General features: G+C 42.0%; 20 protein-coding genes. 8 read left to right on the forward strand and 12 right to left on the reverse strand.

Annotation, left to right across the window (positions count from 1 at the left end):
• The first annotated feature begins 46 nt into the window (after positions 1–46).
• The 5 genes from ACM0OZ_RS39225 (at position 47) to ACM0OZ_RS39245 (ending at position 2,965) form a co-directional block, all read left to right on the forward strand.
• The gene (locus ACM0OZ_RS39225; RefSeq protein WP_414588261.1) at positions 47–241 is read left to right on the forward strand and encodes a hypothetical protein; all 195 of its coding nucleotides are present in this window, start codon (positions 47–49) and stop codon (positions 239–241) included.
• 24 nt (positions 242–265) lie between these two features.
• Entirely contained in the window at positions 266–511 is a 246-nt protein-coding gene (locus ACM0OZ_RS39230) for a type II toxin-antitoxin system RelE family toxin (RefSeq protein ID WP_414588262.1), read from the forward strand.
• A 318-nt stretch (positions 512–829) separates the two neighbouring features.
• Positions 830–952, forward strand: coding sequence for a membrane protein (locus ACM0OZ_RS39235; protein WP_041041927.1), 123 nt, complete (start codon positions 830–832; stop codon positions 950–952).
• A 38-nt stretch (positions 953–990) separates the two neighbouring features.
• Entirely contained in the window at positions 991–1,266 is a 276-nt protein-coding gene (locus ACM0OZ_RS39240; RefSeq protein WP_414588263.1) for a hypothetical protein, read from the forward strand.
• Between the two features lie 25 nt (positions 1,267–1,291).
• Entirely contained in the window at positions 1,292–2,965 is a 1,674-nt protein-coding gene (locus ACM0OZ_RS39245) for an MBL fold metallo-hydrolase (protein WP_414588264.1), read from the forward strand.
• A gap of 64 nt (positions 2,966–3,029) precedes the next feature.
• On the opposite strand, the gene ACM0OZ_RS39250 is transcribed toward ACM0OZ_RS39245, so the two are convergent.
• The 10 genes from ACM0OZ_RS39250 to ACM0OZ_RS39295 form a co-directional block, all read right to left on the reverse strand.
• Entirely contained in the window at positions 3,030–3,341 is a 312-nt protein-coding gene (locus ACM0OZ_RS39250) for a DUF6679 family protein (RefSeq protein ID WP_414588265.1), read from the reverse strand.
• Positions 3,259–3,510: a hypothetical protein gene (locus tag ACM0OZ_RS39255; RefSeq protein ID WP_414588266.1), complete on the reverse strand. Its 252-nt coding sequence runs from the start codon at positions 3,508–3,510 to the stop codon at positions 3,259–3,261. Before ACM0OZ_RS39255 ends, ACM0OZ_RS39250 begins: the two co-directional genes overlap by 83 nt.
• A 929-nt stretch (positions 3,511–4,439) precedes the next feature.
• Entirely contained in the window at positions 4,440–5,609 is a 1,170-nt protein-coding gene (locus tag ACM0OZ_RS39260) for a glycosyltransferase (RefSeq protein ID WP_414588267.1), read from the reverse strand.
• Between the two features lie 541 nt (positions 5,610–6,150).
• On the reverse strand, positions 6,151–6,957 hold the full coding sequence (locus ACM0OZ_RS39265; RefSeq protein WP_414588268.1) for a Nif3-like dinuclear metal center hexameric protein: 807 nt from the start codon (positions 6,955–6,957) through the stop codon (positions 6,151–6,153).
• A 64-nt stretch (positions 6,958–7,021) separates the two neighbouring features.
• Positions 7,022–7,768, reverse strand: a complete 747-nt coding sequence (locus ACM0OZ_RS39270; RefSeq protein ID WP_414588269.1) for a hypothetical protein — start codon at positions 7,766–7,768, stop codon at positions 7,022–7,024.
• Positions 7,769–7,808: 40 nt separating this feature from the next.
• A complete protein-coding gene (locus ACM0OZ_RS39275) occupies positions 7,809–8,225 on the reverse strand; it encodes a secondary thiamine-phosphate synthase enzyme YjbQ (protein WP_414588270.1) in 417 nt (138 codons plus the stop codon).
• Between the two features lie 27 nt (positions 8,226–8,252).
• Positions 8,253–8,507: a hypothetical protein gene (locus ACM0OZ_RS39280; RefSeq protein WP_414588271.1), complete on the reverse strand. Its 255-nt coding sequence runs from the start codon at positions 8,505–8,507 to the stop codon at positions 8,253–8,255.
• Positions 8,504–9,001 carry a hypothetical protein gene (locus ACM0OZ_RS39285; RefSeq protein WP_041041524.1) on the reverse strand — a complete coding sequence of 166 codons (498 nt, stop codon included), beginning with the start codon at positions 8,999–9,001 and terminating at the stop codon, positions 8,504–8,506. The genes ACM0OZ_RS39280 and ACM0OZ_RS39285 overlap by 4 nt, the downstream gene beginning before the upstream one ends.
• Positions 9,002–9,124: 123 nt before the next feature.
• Entirely contained in the window at positions 9,125–10,204 is a 1,080-nt protein-coding gene (locus ACM0OZ_RS39290; protein ID WP_414588272.1) for a glycosyl transferase, read from the reverse strand.
• A gap of 117 nt (positions 10,205–10,321) precedes the next feature.
• Positions 10,322–11,512, reverse strand: coding sequence for an aminotransferase class V-fold PLP-dependent enzyme (locus tag ACM0OZ_RS39295; protein ID WP_414588273.1), 1,191 nt, complete (start codon positions 11,510–11,512; stop codon positions 10,322–10,324).
• 176 nt (positions 11,513–11,688) lie between these two features.
• On the opposite strand from ACM0OZ_RS39295, the gene ACM0OZ_RS39300 reads away from it, so the two are divergent.
• Both ACM0OZ_RS39300 and ACM0OZ_RS39305 read left to right on the forward strand, forming a co-directional pair.
• A complete protein-coding gene (locus ACM0OZ_RS39300) occupies positions 11,689–13,236 on the forward strand; it encodes a TM0106 family RecB-like putative nuclease (protein WP_414588274.1) in 1,548 nt (515 codons plus the stop codon).
• A gap of 535 nt (positions 13,237–13,771) precedes the next feature.
• Positions 13,772–14,953, forward strand: coding sequence for an esterase-like activity of phytase family protein (locus tag ACM0OZ_RS39305; protein ID WP_414588275.1), 1,182 nt, complete (start codon positions 13,772–13,774; stop codon positions 14,951–14,953).
• A gap of 239 nt (positions 14,954–15,192) precedes the next feature.
• Here the strand turns inward: ACM0OZ_RS39305 and ACM0OZ_RS39310 are convergent, their stop codons facing one another.
• Both ACM0OZ_RS39310 and ACM0OZ_RS39315 read right to left on the reverse strand, forming a co-directional pair.
• The gene (locus ACM0OZ_RS39310; RefSeq protein ID WP_414588276.1) at positions 15,193–15,486 is read right to left on the reverse strand and encodes a hypothetical protein; all 294 of its coding nucleotides are present in this window, start codon (positions 15,484–15,486) and stop codon (positions 15,193–15,195) included.
• Positions 15,487–15,610: 124 nt separating this feature from the next.
• On the reverse strand, positions 15,611–17,347 hold the full coding sequence (locus tag ACM0OZ_RS39315; RefSeq protein WP_414588277.1) for a S8 family peptidase: 1,737 nt from the start codon (positions 17,345–17,347) through the stop codon (positions 15,611–15,613).
• A 708-nt stretch (positions 17,348–18,055) separates the two neighbouring features.
• Between ACM0OZ_RS39315 and ACM0OZ_RS39320 the strand changes: the two genes are divergently transcribed.
• The gene (locus ACM0OZ_RS39320) at positions 18,056–18,517 is read left to right on the forward strand and encodes an RNA-guided endonuclease InsQ/TnpB family protein (protein WP_414588278.1); all 462 of its coding nucleotides are present in this window, start codon (positions 18,056–18,058) and stop codon (positions 18,515–18,517) included.
• The last annotated feature ends 28 nt before the right edge of the window (positions 18,518–18,545 follow it).

Here is an 18,545-nt window from a genome sequence, read left to right on the forward strand (position 1 = left end):
AAGCTAAACTCACATTATTAGCAACCACAAACACTAGAGGGTAGAAATGCAAGTCAAAGATATGACAGTTAATGAACTGAAAGTGTTGATTCGGGAAACTTTGGAAGAAGTTTTAGAAGAGTTTTTCTCTGCTCCTGATGAAGGTGAAGAAGTTAGAGAAGAAGTCAAGCAGCAACTACTGGAATCCAAAAAGCGAAGACAAGCAGGTGTTCGCGGTATTGCTGCTCTTGGAAGTTTATAAGAAACTCGGCATAACTCATTCGTGATGAGTTACTTGGTTGAGTACGAGCCAGAGGCTCTTGTTAGCCTAGAAAGACTTACTTTAGTTGTCCGCAAGCGTATCATCAGTAAAATTATCTGGTTAGCTGAAAATTTGGATCAAATTACCCCTCAGCCTTTGACAAGTGATTTATCAGGTTTTTATAAGTTAAGAGTCGGTGATTATCGAGTCATTTATGATTTCATTATGATTTCAACAGTGAAGAAAGGATTATCACTATCGATAAGATAGGACACCGCAGAGAAATTTACCAGTGATTTACGCGCTCACGAGACATAGATGAGTTGGAATTGGCTTGTTTACACCACAAGGGTATAGAATCCAGGAGAAAATTTCCCGACACCTACAGGAAATTTAAATTTTGAATTGTCGTAATCCCTCTTAAGACCATAGACAGCTTCGGCAAAAAGTTTTAAAATACGATTTATTATAGTAAGATTACTTATTGCAGAATCAGCATAAGCATAGTAAAAAATTTCTGGTGATTTCTCCAGACATCGAAATTAGTCTATTAAAATCAGAAAGTCTTTCGTAAAGGGCAAAAAACTTATGGATGTAAAGCTGATTTTAGCTGGATTAACAATTGTCTTCACAGTTTCGTGCTTGTTCTTTGGCACGAAAAATGGATATTACGATTCAGACAACTATCATGGTAATGGATCTGCCCATTAAAATTACAAAAGCAATCAGTCCCGCTTCAGGTACGCCAATTGCCTGAGTTGGAAAACCCGCCCACAGTCCCTAGTTTGAAGAATCTTCATCACTCAGTTGTTTCTATTACACAAGTTTGGTATGACCATGTTAACCAAACGAAGATCAGCATTGCAATGGTGTGGAGATCGATAACTGAACTGGCGGTGGACACTGTGTGGAAGGAAAAACTATTCACGGGTTGTGCCATTTACAGACACCTGCTTTTGTTAGGAGGACGCTTGCATCCGCAAGCGTCCTCCGCTATGGAATTGGCATTGGACAAATGTCCATAGAGATAAAGTTAGAGGGGAGGGGAGCATGAGCGATCGCCTGTCGGTATCCTCTGGGGTTGACATGGGGGACGCGGCGACTGGGTTAGAATGTTTGCCCTTTGGGGTTCACCACGACGATGAGGGCGTTTGTTTGTTGGTGCGGATGGGACCACACCGCATTCTACTTGATTGTGGTTTGGCGGATACTTCGCCTTTAGTTAAGGGGTTGAAAAAACCCGCACGTCGAGGAAGTTCGCCCTTACCAGCAGATTTAGTCTTGGTGAGCCACGCCCATCCAGACCATGCTAAAGGATTGCTAGCACTGCACAAGGCATTTCCACTGTTACCAATATATGGTAGCGAAGTGACCAGCAAATTGCTGCCTCTAAATTGGCTTGATCAACATGGTGAACAAGTCGCGCCATTTTGTCAAGCGCTGCCATTGCGATCGCCAATAGAATTCAAAGATGGTTTGGTGGCAGAATTATTTCCCGCCGGTCATCTTCCTGGAGCTGTGGCAATTCTCCTGACATATACTACCCCAGAGCGGTCTTACAGGCTACTGTACACAGGCGACTTTTTTTTATCAAACTCGCGGTTGGTAGAAGGTTTGCGGTTGGAAGAATTGCGGGGAACAGAATTGGATGTGCTGATTATTGAAGGGAGTTATGGAACTTCCCGCCATCCCCACCGCCGGACTCAAGAAAATCAACTTGCCGAAAGAATTAACCGAGCGATCGCTGACGGTTCCTCTGTGATCCTCCCCACACCCACTTTGGGACTCGGTCAAGAACTGCTGATGCTTTTACGCAGCCATCACCATTTCACCGGAAGGGATTTAGATATTTGGGTTGATCGTACTGTTGCCATTGGATGCGACGCTTACCTAGAATTGCTACCCAATCTCCCGTCCTCAGTACAAAACTTTGCCCGCCATCAACCGTTATTTTGGGATGAACGGATACGTCCGCGCGTGCGTCGCATCGAACCACATCAGCGCCCTGAGGTTGGCAAGTCTTGTATTATTCTCACTGATTTTACAGCTGACTTACGACAATACTGCCAACCTAATACTGGTTCTTGGCTCACGCTTTTACCAGAGAAAACCAATATAAAAATTAACGACGAATACTCACGCGTTTGTCCTGTCGAAACGTATCTCCTCGCCCAACATAGCGATGGTCCTGGAACCACCCAGCTCATTCATAATTTGCGACCGCAGCACGTCATCTTCGTCCACGGTTCTCCTGCTTATTTGGCAGACCTGACAAGCTTAGAAGAGTTGCAAAACCGCTACCATCTCCATTCTCCAGCAGCTGGCACATTGGTGGAACTGCCGATTGGTGAAACATTTATACAACCGGCTGCTCCGGAAACCAATTATGAAGGCGAACTTACAGAATTAGGAACTGTAGTCACGATTACCTTACCCGATGCGATTACTGCCGATCCTCGTTGGCGACACTTTGCCGACACAGGTTTAATTGAAGCCCGGTGGCAAGGAGAAGAATTGGTATTGCGGGCGCTGTCACAAAGAGAACTGATTAACCAAAATAGCGATCGCTTCATTTGGTCAGACGTTGATTGCTGCGGTACCTGCCGACATCAAAGAGGACAGCGGTGTTGGAATCCCGCCTCCCCACTGTATAACTTCAAGGTAACTCTTGAAGGTTACTGCCCTGCCTTTGAACGTAACGGCGAGAAAAGTGCTGAGTCTTAAGAAAATATAAAAGAATGAAGAAGCGAAGAACGAAGAAAGTTCATTCTTCACTTTTCATTCTTGATTAGTCTGGATTTGAATCAGTGAAACGATTGCGAATGCGTTCAGCATCCGGACACTCTTCAGTTAACAGAGGTTCTACGTTACCCCGTGGCACTGAAGCTAATTTTTGCGTTACAGCGCCAATGCTTTCAAGGCGAACCATTTCCTCCCAAGAACAAACTTCATCTTCTTCTTCTGTTTCATAACGTAGGGTGACTAAATCTCCCTCTATATCGAGGATGCGGGCGCGTTCAATCCAGCGTTGCTGGTCCCGCAAGAACACGCATACCTCCCGCCCATCGCAACACAATTGATAAATCTTGCGGTGTAGCATCTACTGCTTCTGCCTTTTTATAGTTAGTTAAATCTGTCAACATCTGGGCTGTGCCCCAAGTAGAGGACATCTTTTCAAAGTTCGTTAAGCGAACTAAGTCAAGGTATCCATCTTGACCCAAGCCAAAGACTTGTTTGTCGTTTTCAGTTATATGGGCTTTTTGGGTCATAAAGTTCCCGGTTACTGCACCAGTTGAACTCAATCTCTGTCAAGGTCATTCAAAAAATGTTGACTTGATAGAAGCCACATAATTCCGGATTTGTCCTGACCAAGTTAAGAGTTGCTGGTGAGTTCTTCCAACCATGTTGTAATAAATGATACTCCAAAACAGGCGTTACTTGCGGTTGTTTTAGTTGACTACTTGTAGTCATTGGCATTGCTGGGAAGTCTGGGGACTCTGCTTTACTTTTACCCCTATGTACTTGATCTTAGCTTATTCTCTTGTAACCTTCATGGTTTTAAACAACAACACCTCAAGGTTTTTAGCTTAATTTTTAGCTTGATTTTACACGTTTGTTAGCCTGAGCAACACTGTATGAGCCTAACGCTTTTGAGCGTGTCAGCTTTTGGTGTTGCATTTGGGAAATTTTATTGCAAATTTGGTTTATTTCTATTATAGTTTCTATTCTTTGCATAGGTGTACCTTATCTATTTGATGTCTTTCCTTTACTATCATTGCTTTTTATAGATATGAAGGTACACAAGATTTTTCAAAATCCAGTGGTTTTCAAAAAAAATTATATAATTTATACAGGAAATTAATATTGTACCGAAACCCACAAAAAAAATTAGACTGTGGCGCGAACATATTGAGAAAGCCCCACAGTACCTTTGCCTGAATCGCAATTCACAAAATTGCACCAGTCCTGACTCTTAATTTTTTTTGAGATAAATTAACAACAAAGAACTCAGAACCATCGTTCTGTAGGACTGGGTGGCGAGTAACGGGGAAACACCACACCAGGCATTGAAAATTTAGTGGTCTTCTTTCTTGTCCTGCGGATCACCAATCAGGGGCGTAAGTGCATATGTTATTCCTAGCTGCGCCAAGGTGCCTTTTTCTTCAAGATACGTCCTCAGCAACTGATTTTCAGTATCTTAATCCACCAAAGCGAGTTGGGGTTTTTGGTGGCAGTTTTCTGGTGTTACCATTTCAGTTAACTTGTTGAGATAAGCTTTTCGTTCTAACATTTTTGGTGTGATATCAAGCCCTACTCTTGCCAAAATTGTTTCCCAGCGATAAACCCAGTCATGCCGTAAAAGCGAGTTAATAATGTTGTCGTGACGTATTTTTGCTAAACGTTCAGGTTGTGCATTTAAATCAGCAATGATATTAGATATATCTGGGGAATCGAAAGGAATTTCAATGACAGCATCTGACCAGTCAAAGTTGTTGGTAAAAGCCTCGCATTTGGGAGGAACACCTAGCATTATTGTTCCTCCAGCTGCACCTTCAAAAAAGCGTGGACCTACTTCCTCTTGAGGATTTTTTTGACCGATTAAATCAAATTTTGCTTTATTGACTATCATATAATTGCTTCTCTTGACAAAATTCGTATAGAGACTGCGATGGTATCTGTAGTCTGCCATGTATAAATCTTTGATAGTATCGTAGATATAAAAGAGATTTTCCTGTTCAGCATGTTTTAGTAAAGCTTCGTGAGTAACTAGTGAACGGCGTCCAACACTTAAGACATCAATACAGCGGGAAAGATCACGTGGATAAGGACAGAAATTGACTGCATCAACTCCATAGGCGATAGAGTGGCAGGGACGCTCGACAATATCAGCAACCTGAGCCACACTAGAACTAAAGTTCATGAAAATATTATCGAATTTTTTTAAAAGCCGTAGTTGAACTTGACAGTTATCAATATCTTTAAGCCAAATTTCATCTAGCCAACAAACGGCATAGCGGCACTTATCACGCCAGCCTTTGATAGAATTGAGAACCAGAATGTCTTGAATTGACTGGCAGAAAAAGAAAAACAAATCATATTCTTTATCTACCTGAAATTTATAATTAACTAATGATGAAACTAACTCGCCATTTTTTAGTATTTTTGCTGCTTGATTTGCTATCTTATTCGTTACTTTAAAAAGATTAGAATCGAAGGTTGGTGTTATTAAATCAACTGTATCACAACCACAAATGACATCCTCAAACTCATAAGGTGCGGAGCGAGAAACATGTAATTTCAAATTACGCATTGATACCAGTAATACCCGGGGTTGTCCAGGAAAAATATTGGCTGTTTTTTGTGGCATACAATTGACTTCCTTTCGTTCACTAATAATTTTGATTGTTCCAAATCTGGCAAATTCTCCCTGGTGAAAACTTACTGGCTAGTCTTGACATTGAACAAGTTGATTGAAAAGCAAAATTTAGTAGGTAGATACAAACAAACCGAAAATTTCAATCTTCAAATTTTGCTAAGATCTTGTAGCTTGCCGCGATCCACTCCTTTGGGGAATAAAGGAGTAAAGCCTAACTACACTAGTCCAAGTGGTGTTCCAGAATGGAAGTATGAAATAAGCTATTTCTGATTTGAACCCTTATATTTTTCTTTAGAGGTTAATAAGGATTTTATGCAATCAGAAAAATTTATATTTCTTAGCATCATTCTGTGCTTAAGTAACACCGCCCAAGTTGACCAAAATGGTTAACACACCTGTATAGCCAGCTATAGGTTTAATGCAGAGCGTATAATAATCTTTTATTAAGGATAGGTTAAAAAGGGGTTTTTTTCTTAAAGAGTTTTTAAAAAAGAAAGATAATTTGTAAATTTTCTACTTTAAAGTTTATGGGTCATTTTTGAAAAAACGACCGGAAATCCTCATCCTTTTGGCTTAACTGTACCCAGTCTAAGTTTAAATCCTGAAACTTTTGCACGAGGCGATCGCACGCTGGGCGTTCTGTAGCGTAATGTCCAGCATCAATGAGAATCAGATTGCGCTCGCGGCTTTCCTGAAACTGATGAAACTTACAGTCAGAAGTCAAATAAGCTTGAGCACCTGTTTTCACTACCGCCGAGATAAAACTAGCTCCTGAACCACCCAAAACAGCAACTCGAGAAATCGCCTGTTCTAAATTTACCACTGGGGAGGAAACGAGATGAGAAGGAGCGAGTCGAGTTTGAATTGTTGCGAGTAACTCTTTTAAACTTAAAGATGGCTTTAAATTTCCAACGCGTCCATATCCTAACCCTGGTTGAGTGGGTACGACAGGAGAAAGTTCCTTGAGTTCTAAAATTTGAGCCAAAACGTCAGCAGTCCCATCCGCAACTTGGTCAAAATTCGTGTGAGCGCTGTAAATACCAATATTGTGGGTAAACGCTAACCGCGCCATTTCACCTATAGCGTCGCCAGTACGCAAAGACTTGGGTGGACTAAAAATCAAAGGATGGTGAGCGAAAATCAGATTAACAGCAATACCAGCATTGCGCAAGGAAATTGCTTCTTGCATCACCGCCAAAGTTGGTGTCAGACAAACCAATACCCGCGCATCTTCCTGCAATACTCCAGGCTCAATTTGCCAGCCGCAATTATCCCAGCTTTCTTGCCAAGCTGGATTCGCCCATTTTTCAAACCAGGTTATGAAATCAGCAATTTTCATTATTCTTTAGTCATCAGTCATCAGTCATTAGCATTGGACTACAGACTATTGACTCTGAACTATCTTAACTATTTTTAGGAATATTCAGCTTTAATGATAACTGTTCGCGAAGTTGGTGGAAAGGTTTGTCCCAAACAGGTTGAGCATTCCAATTCCATGCTGCGACGGGAATAAGTTGTTGTGCTGCAAGATACGTCAGCAGGCGTTGCTCATCCTCTGGTTCTCGGGAAAAGCAGAAGGGATTGCGATAACATTGTTCACGAAGTTGATGATATCGGGCATCCCCAACACGAATAAGTTGTATAATTTTTGTACCTTTTGAGATTAAACAATCTAAAAAAGTCAGACTGAAAGGTTCAATGACAGCGCGAGTCTGGGGTTCTTCTTGTACCCATTTTGCCCAATCAAACCCAAATATAAAGTCGTGGACGTAGCGAAAGCGAATTTCGGATTGGCTGCCAAACAGCTCCATCAGTGACACTATCTTATCGCCAAAAGATTCTAAAAAAGACACAGCACTGGTTTGTGCTACCAAAGCCTGTCTGAGCATACTGCTGACAATGAAATCAAAATCCCAGAAAATATTTTCTGGAAAGTTGTGCAACATGGCATCGAGCATACGCTCCAATGTATCGCTTAGAGAATTTATCAGTGGAATGTCACAAGTTTTTTCAGCAATGGAGTTCCCCAGTTCTACAAAGCTGGTAGCAAAGGTCTTTTGCGGATTGAGTGACAAAGGACTAGCTGTATGCTGGGCGATAATTTCATCAAGAAGTTGAAAAGGATGAGTTATTTCCCGATTTTGCTTCATATGATTCAAACCGCCCGAAAGTTCCGCTAAAAAATTATCTTCACGAACCAGAAATGTGAACAACCAATTCTCTAGTGTGGCTTCTTTGCCTATGTTCCCAGATATAAATTCCTTGCCAAGTTCCCAATACTAAGTGACCTCGATTTATAGGAATAATTTCTGATGTGTGGGTCAAAGCTGTGCGAATATGTGCTGGCATATCATCAGGACCTTCAGCATCATGGATGTAGTGGGCTGATTCTGGCACGATTTTTGCCATAAAGTTTGCTAAATCCTTAAGTACATCTGGATCGGCATTTTCTTGAATCAGCAAACTGGCTGAAGTATGGCGCAAAAACAGAACGCACAGCCCTGTCTCAACTCTTGATTCGGCGACTGCGTCTTCAATTTTTTGGGTAATGTTATGTAAAGATTTACCAGTGGTGGAAACCTTCAATAACTTTTGGTAGTGCGTCATCTTTAAACATTATTTATCAATCATGAATCATGAGTCATCAGTCTCTGGTTCAGAGTTTGTGGACTCTTCAGTGTCGAGTGTTGACTTCTTATCCTCCTCTTTTCCTTCTTCTTGATGATTTTCTTCGCTCTCTAGCCAAGGAGAGTCGAAGTGAGTCCAAGGAAGAATCGGTTTATTGGGTAAGTTGGGGGTTATAACTGTAATATTTGCTGCATCTGGCTTTGGCAAACGTAAACACCTACTATCAGATTCTGTGCCATTAAATCTTTCGGAAGAATTCATAAATGTTGCTGCAAATCAGGTATAAAATAGAGAGCGACTACATGCGACAAGGCAACCAACGCAATTCCCCAAGTTACACCAGCAGCATAGAATAACGACTGAGAGATATCGTTGATAGGCTGCTTGTTAGCATTATACGTCTCTACTTGATTAACGAGCATCTGCAATTGATATTCTTCTGGTGGCATTGCCAGATAACCTTCCAAAAATTTTTCATTTTCTGGGTTGGGAGTAATGACGAATTGCCGTGGCAGCAAAGCATTGATCAGTAGTGTAAAGTTTATCAAAAATAATATAACTTCTATAATACTGAACAGGCTGAAGACAGAAAGCAGCCTTGCGATGGTAAGAACGCTGAGCAATGCACTGTTTGCCACAAACAAGATATTCGTTTGAGTGAGTAAAATTTGCCGTTCTTCCCTTTGTTTGTCTAAGACTCGACGTATATCCTGCGAGGCGAAGCTCAAAGTCAGGGAAGATAGATTTTGTTCCATGACAAAACTTAAAAATAGATAAATTAATATAAAAAAGTACTTAATTTACAGTACCTGTTACGGCTTTAAGCCGTAAGTAGCTTCCCTTAAAAAGCTGTTTTGTTGATTTTACGGCTTTAGTTTTTAGAGATGCAAATAGTTGAGCACAGCTTGAGCTATGGTTTCATTCCCATCCTTAGCGATAAGTTGGGATTGCTTCGGTTGGTTGGGCGGTTGGTTGAGAAAATCCCAAGTTCCCTGAAAAAATTCAGATGGGGTAAGAATTTGATGTTGGTTGTAATTCGTAATACCTTCTAATAAAAAAGCCGCTTCTGCAAATTCATCGCGAGTCACTGAAACGATTGGCACTTGCAGACGTGTAGCTTCAGCAAAGGTACTGAAACCTGGTTTAGAAACAACTCGTCCACAAATTGGCATAAAATCAACAGGGCGGTATTTGTGGTCGGTGACTGGCACTAAATTTGGCAAATCGGGGGCAGACTTATCAAAGGCGATAAATTGCCAATCTGGAAATTGCTTTAGATTATGGTAGGGAATTTGCTGCAAACCTAAGCCCCCAAAGGTGAGTAAGATAGTCTTTTCTGTTGGGGCTGTGATTCCCCATGTGGAGCGGACTTCTTGGGAAGTGTAACGAGGAGAACCGCCTGTTAAGCCTACATCTGTGATATTGTTGAAGGCTTGCATCGGTTCATGGAAAGGAAGACGAAACAGGCGATCGCACTTTGAGTAACAATCACTTATCCAATCCGCGATCTCTGTAAAGCTATCACCCCAATCTCGATAGATAAAGTCAAAGCCAAAGTTACTCATCATCCAACAAGGTATCTCAGCTACTTTGGCAATTTTGCTGGCAAGGAAGGGGATATCCGCCAAGATAAGATTAACGCGATTTTGGCGGATAAAGTTGACCTCAGAAGCAATGATGGAATTTTGGTTTTTCTTGATCTCAAGTAATTTTTCTAAAGTTGCAGTTTTATCCATTGTCAAGCTATCTGCTTGCACCACACCTAAATCCATCGCCCGGGGACGGTGGATAAAGTCCCCTTCTATGTAGCACTCTAGCAACCATCGTGGTGCTGTGCTGACGATAACAAGTAACACTTCTGGACATAACTTTTGAATTGTCGCGGCGACAGCTGCGGCGCGGGTTGCATGACCAAAGCCGTGATTGGTGATGGCTATGTATAAAATTGGTCTATCCATTGGAGATATGACTTAATTATTCATGATGAATTGTTCGTTGTAGAGACGTAGCATGCTAAGTCTCTACATTTGTTAATTATTAGTTATCAAAAAGAACTACTACTTACTACCCACTACCTACATTTGACAAAATCGTTGAATTCCTTCAACCAGTTGGTCGATTTCTGATTCTAGAGTAAAATAGTGAACACAAGCACGTACGCAATCCGGATCGGCTATTGTCCGAGTCAATAACCCTTGTGACTCTAAAAAGACAACCAGTTCACGGCTAGCGTTAGGTTTTTGATTTGTGAGTTGAAACGAGACTAAACCACTTTCTGGTGGTGAAGTTCGCAAAACTTTGACATCGGGTAATACCTGTAATCGTTGCCATAAGTATTCGCTGTAACGGCAAATTTGCTGGTAACGTTCCTCTGGTGTTCCCCATTGCTGATGAATGGCGATCGCCTCCCTTAAGCCTGTGTACAGTGGATAATTAGATGTCGCCACTTCATAGCGTTTCCCATCTGGAAACCAATCTACAGGCTTAGCTTTACTGTCAGAAATTACGCCGCGCCAACCGATAAACGTAGGTTTCAAGCTGTCTCGGGCTTCAGGTCTTACATACAAACCTCCCACACCCCCAGGACCGCACAGCCATTTGTGACCTGTAAAGGCGTAAAAATCGGCTCCCAATTCAGTTAAGTTTAAAGGCAATAAGCCGACGGACTGAGCTGCATCTATCAAAAGTTTGATAGAGTTATTTATGCAGATTTCAGCTATTTTGTCAATAGGCAAAACTTGACCTGTATTCCAAAGAACGTGACTCAAGATGACAAGGCGAGTTTTTGGACGCAAATGTTGAGTGATGACTTCAACCGGGTTCCCTTCGTTTAAAGTTGCCATTAACGGACAGGTACTCAGTTCCACAGCAAACCTACGCCCGATTTCCTGAGCTGTTGCGATGATACCAGGATGTTCGCAATCGCTAAGCAGTATGTGGTCGCCTGGCTGCCAATCAAGACCCCACATGGCAATATTACAGCCAACAGTGACATCCTCGGTTAAGGTGATTGTTTCTGCTGGGACATTTAACTCAGAGGCGATCGCATTTCTAGCAGCTTTCGTCTCCTGTATTATCCAGCGATTCACCTCAGTACCAAAAGGACCTATTTGCTGGATATAAGCTTGCGCATGAGAAATTGCATCTAAAGCCGTTTGTGGCATTGGTCCTTGACCGCCATAGTTAAAATACGTCTTATTTGCCAAAGCTGGAAATAGCTGTCGGTGCTGATGCAACTTGGTTGGTGATGCAGAAATACTAGTCATCGATCATTAATCTTTAGTCACTAGATATTTAGTTATTCTCCCCCTACTTTTCCTACTTTTCCTACTTTCCTTCACTTCTGGACTTCCCCACTGTGCCAAAAAAGTGTGCTTGGTAACATTGACTTTAGTTATTTGGATCACTGCCACAAAGTGCGAATTCTTGTTACCTTAAAAGAATGTTAATTAATGCTGAACAACTGCTGCAATACCAACGCTGCAAGCGCCGACCTTTTTTAGACATTCACGGTGACAAAAGTCGGCGAGATGCTGCTAATGATTTGCTGCTTAAACTGTACCAGGACAAAATCGCTCATCAGATGAGTGTTTTGACACAGTTTACATATCAGGAACCACAATATCCACACAGAGACTGGAAAGCAGGAACAGCAGCGACTTTTGAGTTGATGCAGCAGGGGGCTGAGTGCATTCATCAAGGAGTGCTGTTAGCAAGTTATTCTGAAAGACACACGCTACTAAGCCGTCCAGATATTCTCTTGAAACAAACAGGACAATCGCGCTTTGGAGATTGGATGTACGTTCCAGTAAGTATTGAACTAGGTAAGCGTCCTAAACAGGAGTATCAGGTTGTAGCAGCATTTCACGCTTATGTGTTGGCGAGGGTGCAAGAAGTTGAGTTGGAAACAGCTTGGCTGATGTTGCGTGGTAAAGAGGTGAGTTATCCTGTGGATATATCTAAATGGATGCCACAAATGCAGCGCATTCTGGAGGAGTATATTCAAACTCTGGAAACAGACGAAGCGCCGGAAGTATTCATCTCTCGTCAACGATGCAGTCTTTGCCCTTGGTACAGTCATTGTTATACAGTCGCCCAATCTCAGAAACACCTGTCTTTGTTACCAGGTGTGACACCCGTTCGCTACAAACAACTGCAAGCGTTAGATATAACAACAGTAGAATCTTTAGCGACAACTCGTGCGACTGAACTGGAAAACCTACCTGGTTTCGACAGCATAGTAGCGCCCAAGCTGATATTGCAAGCGCAATCTATCCAGGAAAACCGTCCGCTCATCATACCGTACCTGCCACCAAAGCAAGAATATCTTGTAAAGTCTTCAGCTGTTGACACTTTTGTTTGCCTCGATAAAGCAGCAGACACTGATGCAAACGCTACACAGGTGGATTCTCAGAGGGATGATATCCTGTTCACGGCTCCTGTAGAGATATATTTTGATATTGAGGCGCAACCAGACTTGAATTTAGATTACCTATTGGGGGTTCTGGTTGTTGATAGACTTGCTAAGACAGAACGTTTTTATTCTTTTTTGGCAGAAACAAAAGAAGAAGAAAAATTGATTTGGCAACAATTTCTGGATTTGGTTTGGCAATATCCAGATGCACCAATTTACCATTTTTGTGTGTACGAATTTGATACAGTCAAACGACTCGCAAAGGAGTACCACACTCCGTACACTTCTGTATTCCCGGTACTTAGGCGGTTTGTGGATGTGTATGAAGTATTAACGCAAAACGTGGCGTTACCTGTAGAAAGTTATGCTTTAAAAGCAATTGCTCGATGGTTGGGGTTTGAGTGGCGTGATCCAGAAGCAAGCGGTGCTAAGTGTATTTATTGGTATGACGAGTGGTTAAAAACAGGCGATCGCTCTTTACTAGAAATTATCCAACGTTACAACGAAGACGACTGCCGCGCAACCCACAGCGTGAAAGACTGGCTTGTGAACTTTTTTCAGAATACTTGTTTGTAGTGAGCGCTTAAGCGCTTACTCCCGAACCGCCCGAAGATTACTTAATTAAAAAACCGCACGAGGCAAGAGAGGAGCCAGCGCCGTGCGGGGGTTCCCCCCGTTGTAGCAACTGCCGTCCCGTTGAGGCGTCTGGCGTGACACAGAGGTAAGAGTTAGAGAGATTTAGGTAATTTTAGACTGGGAAGGGAGTAATACAAGCCAACTACCAAGTTAATTGCTAGTGTGATATCGTGTTTGTGGTTTTCACATAGCAATAAACAAGAGTGCAAAAGCCAATCTTTTTGAAAAGGAAACCACAAATTAACAACAAGATTCCCGACTTCTTCAAGAAGTCGGGAATCTGAGCGCTTTGATTTTCACTATAAATCATCTGTGTTAATCTGGAGGACACTGCGTTGCGGTGAATCCAGCGCTGCAGACGGGTTTCCCCCGTTGTTCGCGCAGCGTCTCCGAAGGAGATAGCAAGTGTCCGTTGTGCATCTGTGGTTCTAAATATTCATTGACCATACTTTTGCAATAAGTCTAATAACTCACAATGCAGCACATCAAAAAGTTTTTGAAGTTTCGGCTAATTATTTTCTTTATTATTCCGATTTTAATTGTCAGCATATTTTTCATCAATCTACCTGCTTCAGCTTTTCCGATAACTGAAATAGATTTTATAGGTTCTGCGACTTTCCCCACAGATTTTTCTTTCCAAAAAACACCAATGGGAGGGTTTTCTGGAATTACATACGACGCTAAAAAAGAACTTTATTACACAATATCTGATGACCGTAGCGAAAAAGCTCCTGCTCGCTTTTACACCTTGAAAATTGACCTCAGCAAGGGATCGCTAACAGATGGTGGGGTTGTACCTGTTGGCGTCACCACACTGTTAAACGAAAGTAGTCAACCTTTTCCTAGTAGTAGTATCGATTCAGAAGGTATCAGCTTAACTAATAAAGAAACTCTTTATATTTCTTCTGAAGGCGATAATAATAAACAGATAAAACCTTTTATTAAAGAATTTTCCAGTTCTTCTGCAAAGGAACTGACAACACTAGCAATTCCCAAGAAATTTTTGCCAAATCAAAGCGGTAAACAGGGTATCCGTGAGAACTTAGGGTTTGAATCTCTTACTATCACACCCAACCAAAAGTATCTGTTTACAGCCACGGAAAATGCTCTTGTTCAAGATGGTCCCGAAGCCAAACCAAAAGCCAGTAGCCCTTGCCGCATTTTACAATACAATTTGCTCACTGGTGAGCCAGAAAAAGAATTTCTTTACCAGACTGAACCAGCCACACCATTTTTGAATTTTTCTCGTCGATTTTCTAGCGGGTTAACTGATTTAGTTGCTCTTGACAATCAAGGTCATTTCCTAAGTTTAGAGCGGACTTTTACTGGCTTTGGGTTTTCTATTGCACTGTTTCAAATTTCCTTGGAAGGTGCTGATGATATTCATGATATCGATAGCCTTTTAACTGTTGACCTTAAGAACATCAAACCTATTGAGAAAAAACCGCTTTTTGATTTGAGACAACTGGATGTGGCGCTAGACAATATCGAAGGCTTAACTCTCGGTCCGAAACTACCTGATGGTCAGTCATTAATCCTTGTGAGCGACAATAATTTTAATGCTCTTCAGAGAACGCAGATACTCGCTTTTAGACTCAAGATGGAATCACCCCTCATCAGATTATTGCGGCGTTTAGTTCCTAAGTCTAATCGCTAACAAGTAAGTGGGGAAGTGGAGGCAATACGGTTAGTCATGTTAATAGACCTCTTGCATAAATATTATTTTGTTTCGCGCAAAGGCGCAAAGACGCAAAGAAGAACACTAAGAAAAAGAATGAGTGCAAGAAGTCTAATGTATTCAAAGCGATCGCCACTGATTTGCCCCTCTTTGTCAGCGTTATAGTGGTTCTTTATGTTGAGTGCAATACATCAAGAAATAAGAACCACAGATGGACATTAAATGTAAGCTCTTGATCTATGGTTCAGCAAACGCATCTGTTGAGATAGCTTGATATATTGTACCCAAGGCTGTTCCGACAACTGAGAAATTGCGTTTGGTGATAAGGTTGCTGTGAAGATATCCTTTCCCGGCGTTACATTTGGGACGCCTAAATTTTCTAACATGGCAGGTGCATCTGTCGAGTTTGCATCTGGTTGGGTCTGAATGAAAACATTCAAACTAGGCTCTTGTGGGTTATCGACATCATTCAGCGCTACTGCAAGGGCGCTATCCAGCTTTTGATAATTCATAAAAACCTCCCACTAAGTCAACAAGGGCAAGCAATTTTGCTTGCCCTATAATTAACCTATCAAATTTATGAGGTTGCGATTAACTACCTTTATACGGACTTGATATGCTTATTGCTACGTCCAACTAGAGATTAAGCGCATCAATCAGTCCATAGCCCCATTTATTATCAAAGGTTCCTGCTGGTTTACCTGGTATGGAACTATTTTTACGAAGCAGTTCTTTGATAGCAGCGGGATCGAGGTTGGGGTTACGCTGCAACAGCAGTGCTACCAAGCCACTGACCAAGGGCGCTGCCATACTTGTACCAGCTAACGCCACAAATTTGGAATTAATGATCATTGAGTGGTCGAAATTGGCATTCGAGGAGAGGGCGGAAACAATCATCGCGCCTGGTGCTGCGACATCCGGTTTTTGAACATCATTTCGCAGCGGTCCTTCACTGCTGAAGTCAGAAATTGTATTCACAGGGAAGCCAAATTCTTCAACTTTGCCGTCTATGTCAGTGTACTTAGTTTTAGTTGTATAAGCAGCAACTGTAATTGCATTGCTGGCACATCCAGGTGAACCAATTTTCACAGAGTCAGCCACACTCTTACCTGTGAATAATGTTGACCCATCTAATGTCCACACATCCAACCGCACATCTTTGGATGAAGTGTTTTTGAACCGCAATTGCCAAATTCCACCCTGTACGGGGGTACTAAACTTGTCGTTAGCTGTACCGCGAATTTGTACTAAAACGTTATAGTCCCCGTTAGCTGGATCGCGTCTTGGTGTTGCGACTTGCACCCGCGAATCTTGCAAGGTGTATTCCTTTGTATAATTACCTTCAGCAATGACTGGTTGGAAGGGTGTGACGAAACCGTTAGGACTACGTAGAGACACTTCCAATTGACCAGCACTAGAGTACCAACCGTTTAACAACGCGATACTTGATTGATTTAATGGCACGTTGAAACGCATGGTATGGGTTTTACCAGGCTTGACAATTGCTTGAGCATGAATATTATCGTTGCCTTCGTTACCCGCTGCACAGCAAACTATACGTCCAGGACCAGTTTCAGCGTCAATGATTTTTGACAGCGAGTCGCTTCCGTCGTGAGGGTCAAAGTGTCCACCCAAGCTCATATTGACGACTGCTGGACGCCCTAATTCTCGGGCGACCCGGAAAATATAGCGGACAGCATCAGCAATGTGACCTTCATCCAAGTCACTCCTGACGATGATCAATTCTGCCTCTGGTGCGACACCGCCATATGTAGCATCCACACCAGCAGCAATTCCAGCAACGTGAGTCCCGTGACCGTTTGTATCTTGAGAAACTGTGAGTAGTGAGCCAGTTAATTCAGCGCCATATTTGCCCTCTAGCACTCCAGGACCAGACAGTGTTTGATCCCAAATGCGTAAAATACGCCCTTCAAAGGCGGGGTGCTTCGGGTCAATACCGCTGTCGATAATACCGATAAGAACTCCCTTACCAGTAAGCCCGTTATTTTTCTTTATAAACTCCGGTATATGAACTGCGTTCTTGGCAACGTCCATCCGCAGTTTTAGTTTACGCGATGGCTTAATGCGTTCAATGGCAGGGTCTTCAGATAAGATGTCTAAACTTTCTATCGGTAAGAAAGCCGTCCGGACGTGTCCGACATTTTGGTTGACTTCAATACCTTGTTGTGAAAGATGGCTCAAGTCTGCATGCTCGTCACAGTAGATAAAAACTACGCTACGGGTTGGCTTGAGATTGTTTTTGGGAGGAATGATACTCAGCATTCGTACCTGTGGAGTTAAAGCTTGCTGTCCTTCCCGTTGATAATCTTCAAATGCTAATAGCAGTCCTGGAGATAGTTTTTCGTGTCTCATGTGACCTCAGTTGAATTATAATTCTGCAACATCTTAGCAAGATAAGTCGAATAAGTATGAATTATAAATTCTGAAAACTTTTAGATTCTTTCGGTTTTGGGCGGTTACAAAAACTGATTGATTTTCGGAAAATCTAGCTTGCACTTAATTATCCTCTCCCTACTCCCCAAAAGTAAATTTTTGAGCGCAAATCTAAAAAACTTCATTTCTTAATTTATAATTCATCATTGAAAAATTTTTAAGTTGCTTTAAGTGAATACAGCAGCAGGGTGAATCTTTACGGAAGAAGTTGAAATTTTTTTCCTATGTGCCAAAATATGACGGAAAGCTACGCCCTTCGGTGGTTTAAGATTACCTATAATAATTTACTCCTCTCTTAGCTGAATCGGACATTCATCCCACATCCTACACGAAGTGAGGTGTGGGATGAATGTCCGGACAAAAACGAGGTACACCCCCGACCTATGTTGACCGTCGGTTAACGCGGGAGAGGGGTGTCCGAGTTTTTGTCTATCTCTGGGATTTTTAACGAGTCAATGAGTTCTTCAACAACGCGAGTCATTGTTGTATCTTTGATTGCGGCATATAACCGTAATTTATTCAATCTGCGTTCACTCATACGCATCTTAAACCATTCTGTCTTCATTTTTTGTACCCACTTTTTACCTACGCTTGTTATACTAGCAGATAACAAGGAGGTGATTAAAAGTGTTGAAAGCAGTTAAGGTCAGACTATACCCGACAACCGAACAAGAAATAGCTCTAGCCAAGTCGTTTGGTTGTGCAAGGTGGTACTGGAACTATGCACTCTCATCTTGCATTCAACACTATGAAGAAACCGGAAAGTCATTAAAGCTGAGCGTATACAAAGCTTACTTGCCACAATTAAAAGTAGAACATCCTTGGTTGAAAGAGGATTGTTATTCTGCTGTTTTGCAGTGCGTAGCAATCAATTTGAACAAGGCTTACACCAACTTTTTTGAGGGTAGAGCTAAGTTTCCTAGGTTTAAGTCAAAGCACCACAAACAATCAATCCAGTATCCTCAGAATGTTAAAGTTGTGGGAGACTGTTTGGAAGTCCCCAAAATTGGCGTTGTCAAGGCAGTTTTTCATAGACCAATTGAGGGGAAAGTTAAGACAGTCACTATAGGATTCCTATTTGATTTTTGAAAAAAAAAGCGAGAAAATACGGAGGGGT

The sequence above is a fragment of the Scytonema sp. PCC 10023 genome (assembly GCF_963920835.1).
In the GTDB taxonomy this organism is placed as follows: Bacteria; Cyanobacteriota; Cyanobacteriia; order Cyanobacteriales; family Nostocaceae; genus Kalymmatonema.

What these genes read in the sequence shown, in the direction of transcription:
- ACM0OZ_RS39280 (WP_414588271.1), bottom strand. Translation starts at nt 8,507, where the DNA reads ATGAATTCTTCCGAAAGATTTAATGGCACAGAATCTGATAGTAGGTGT.
- ACM0OZ_RS39285 (WP_041041524.1), bottom strand. Translation starts at nt 9,001, where the DNA reads ATGGAACAAAATCTATCTTCCCTGACTTTGAGCTTCGCCTCGCAGGAT.
- ACM0OZ_RS39290 (WP_414588272.1), bottom strand. Translation starts at nt 10,204, where the DNA reads ATGGATAGACCAATTTTATACATAGCCATCACCAATCACGGCTTTGGT.
- ACM0OZ_RS39295 (WP_414588273.1), bottom strand. Translation starts at nt 11,512, where the DNA reads ATGACTAGTATTTCTGCATCACCAACCAAGTTGCATCAGCACCGACAG.
- ACM0OZ_RS39255 (WP_414588266.1), bottom strand. Translation starts at nt 3,510, where the DNA reads ATGACCCAAAAAGCCCATATAACTGAAAACGACAAACAAGTCTTTGGC.
- ACM0OZ_RS39225 (WP_414588261.1), top strand. Translation starts at nt 47, where the DNA reads ATGCAAGTCAAAGATATGACAGTTAATGAACTGAAAGTGTTGATTCGG.
- ACM0OZ_RS39300 (WP_414588274.1), top strand. Translation starts at nt 11,689, where the DNA reads ATGTTAATTAATGCTGAACAACTGCTGCAATACCAACGCTGCAAGCGC.
- ACM0OZ_RS39245 (WP_414588264.1), top strand. Translation starts at nt 1,292, where the DNA reads ATGAGCGATCGCCTGTCGGTATCCTCTGGGGTTGACATGGGGGACGCG.
- ACM0OZ_RS39270 (WP_414588269.1), bottom strand. Translation starts at nt 7,768, where the DNA reads ATGAAGCAAAATCGGGAAATAACTCATCCTTTTCAACTTCTTGATGAA.
- ACM0OZ_RS39265 (WP_414588268.1), bottom strand. Translation starts at nt 6,957, where the DNA reads ATGAAAATTGCTGATTTCATAACCTGGTTTGAAAAATGGGCGAATCCA.
- ACM0OZ_RS39310 (WP_414588276.1), bottom strand. Translation starts at nt 15,486, where the DNA reads ATGAATTATCAAAAGCTGGATAGCGCCCTTGCAGTAGCGCTGAATGAT.
- ACM0OZ_RS39235 (WP_041041927.1), top strand. Translation starts at nt 830, where the DNA reads ATGGATGTAAAGCTGATTTTAGCTGGATTAACAATTGTCTTCACAGTT.
- ACM0OZ_RS39230 (WP_414588262.1), top strand. Translation starts at nt 266, where the DNA reads ATGAGTTACTTGGTTGAGTACGAGCCAGAGGCTCTTGTTAGCCTAGAA.
- ACM0OZ_RS39250 (WP_414588265.1), bottom strand. Translation starts at nt 3,341, where the DNA reads ATGCTACACCGCAAGATTTATCAATTGTGTTGCGATGGGCGGGAGGTA.
- ACM0OZ_RS39275 (WP_414588270.1), bottom strand. Translation starts at nt 8,225, where the DNA reads ATGACGCACTACCAAAAGTTATTGAAGGTTTCCACCACTGGTAAATCT.
- ACM0OZ_RS39260 (WP_414588267.1), bottom strand. Translation starts at nt 5,609, where the DNA reads ATGCCACAAAAAACAGCCAATATTTTTCCTGGACAACCCCGGGTATTA.
- ACM0OZ_RS39315 (WP_414588277.1), bottom strand. Translation starts at nt 17,347, where the DNA reads ATGAGACACGAAAAACTATCTCCAGGACTGCTATTAGCATTTGAAGAT.
- ACM0OZ_RS39305 (WP_414588275.1), top strand. Translation starts at nt 13,772, where the DNA reads ATGCAGCACATCAAAAAGTTTTTGAAGTTTCGGCTAATTATTTTCTTT.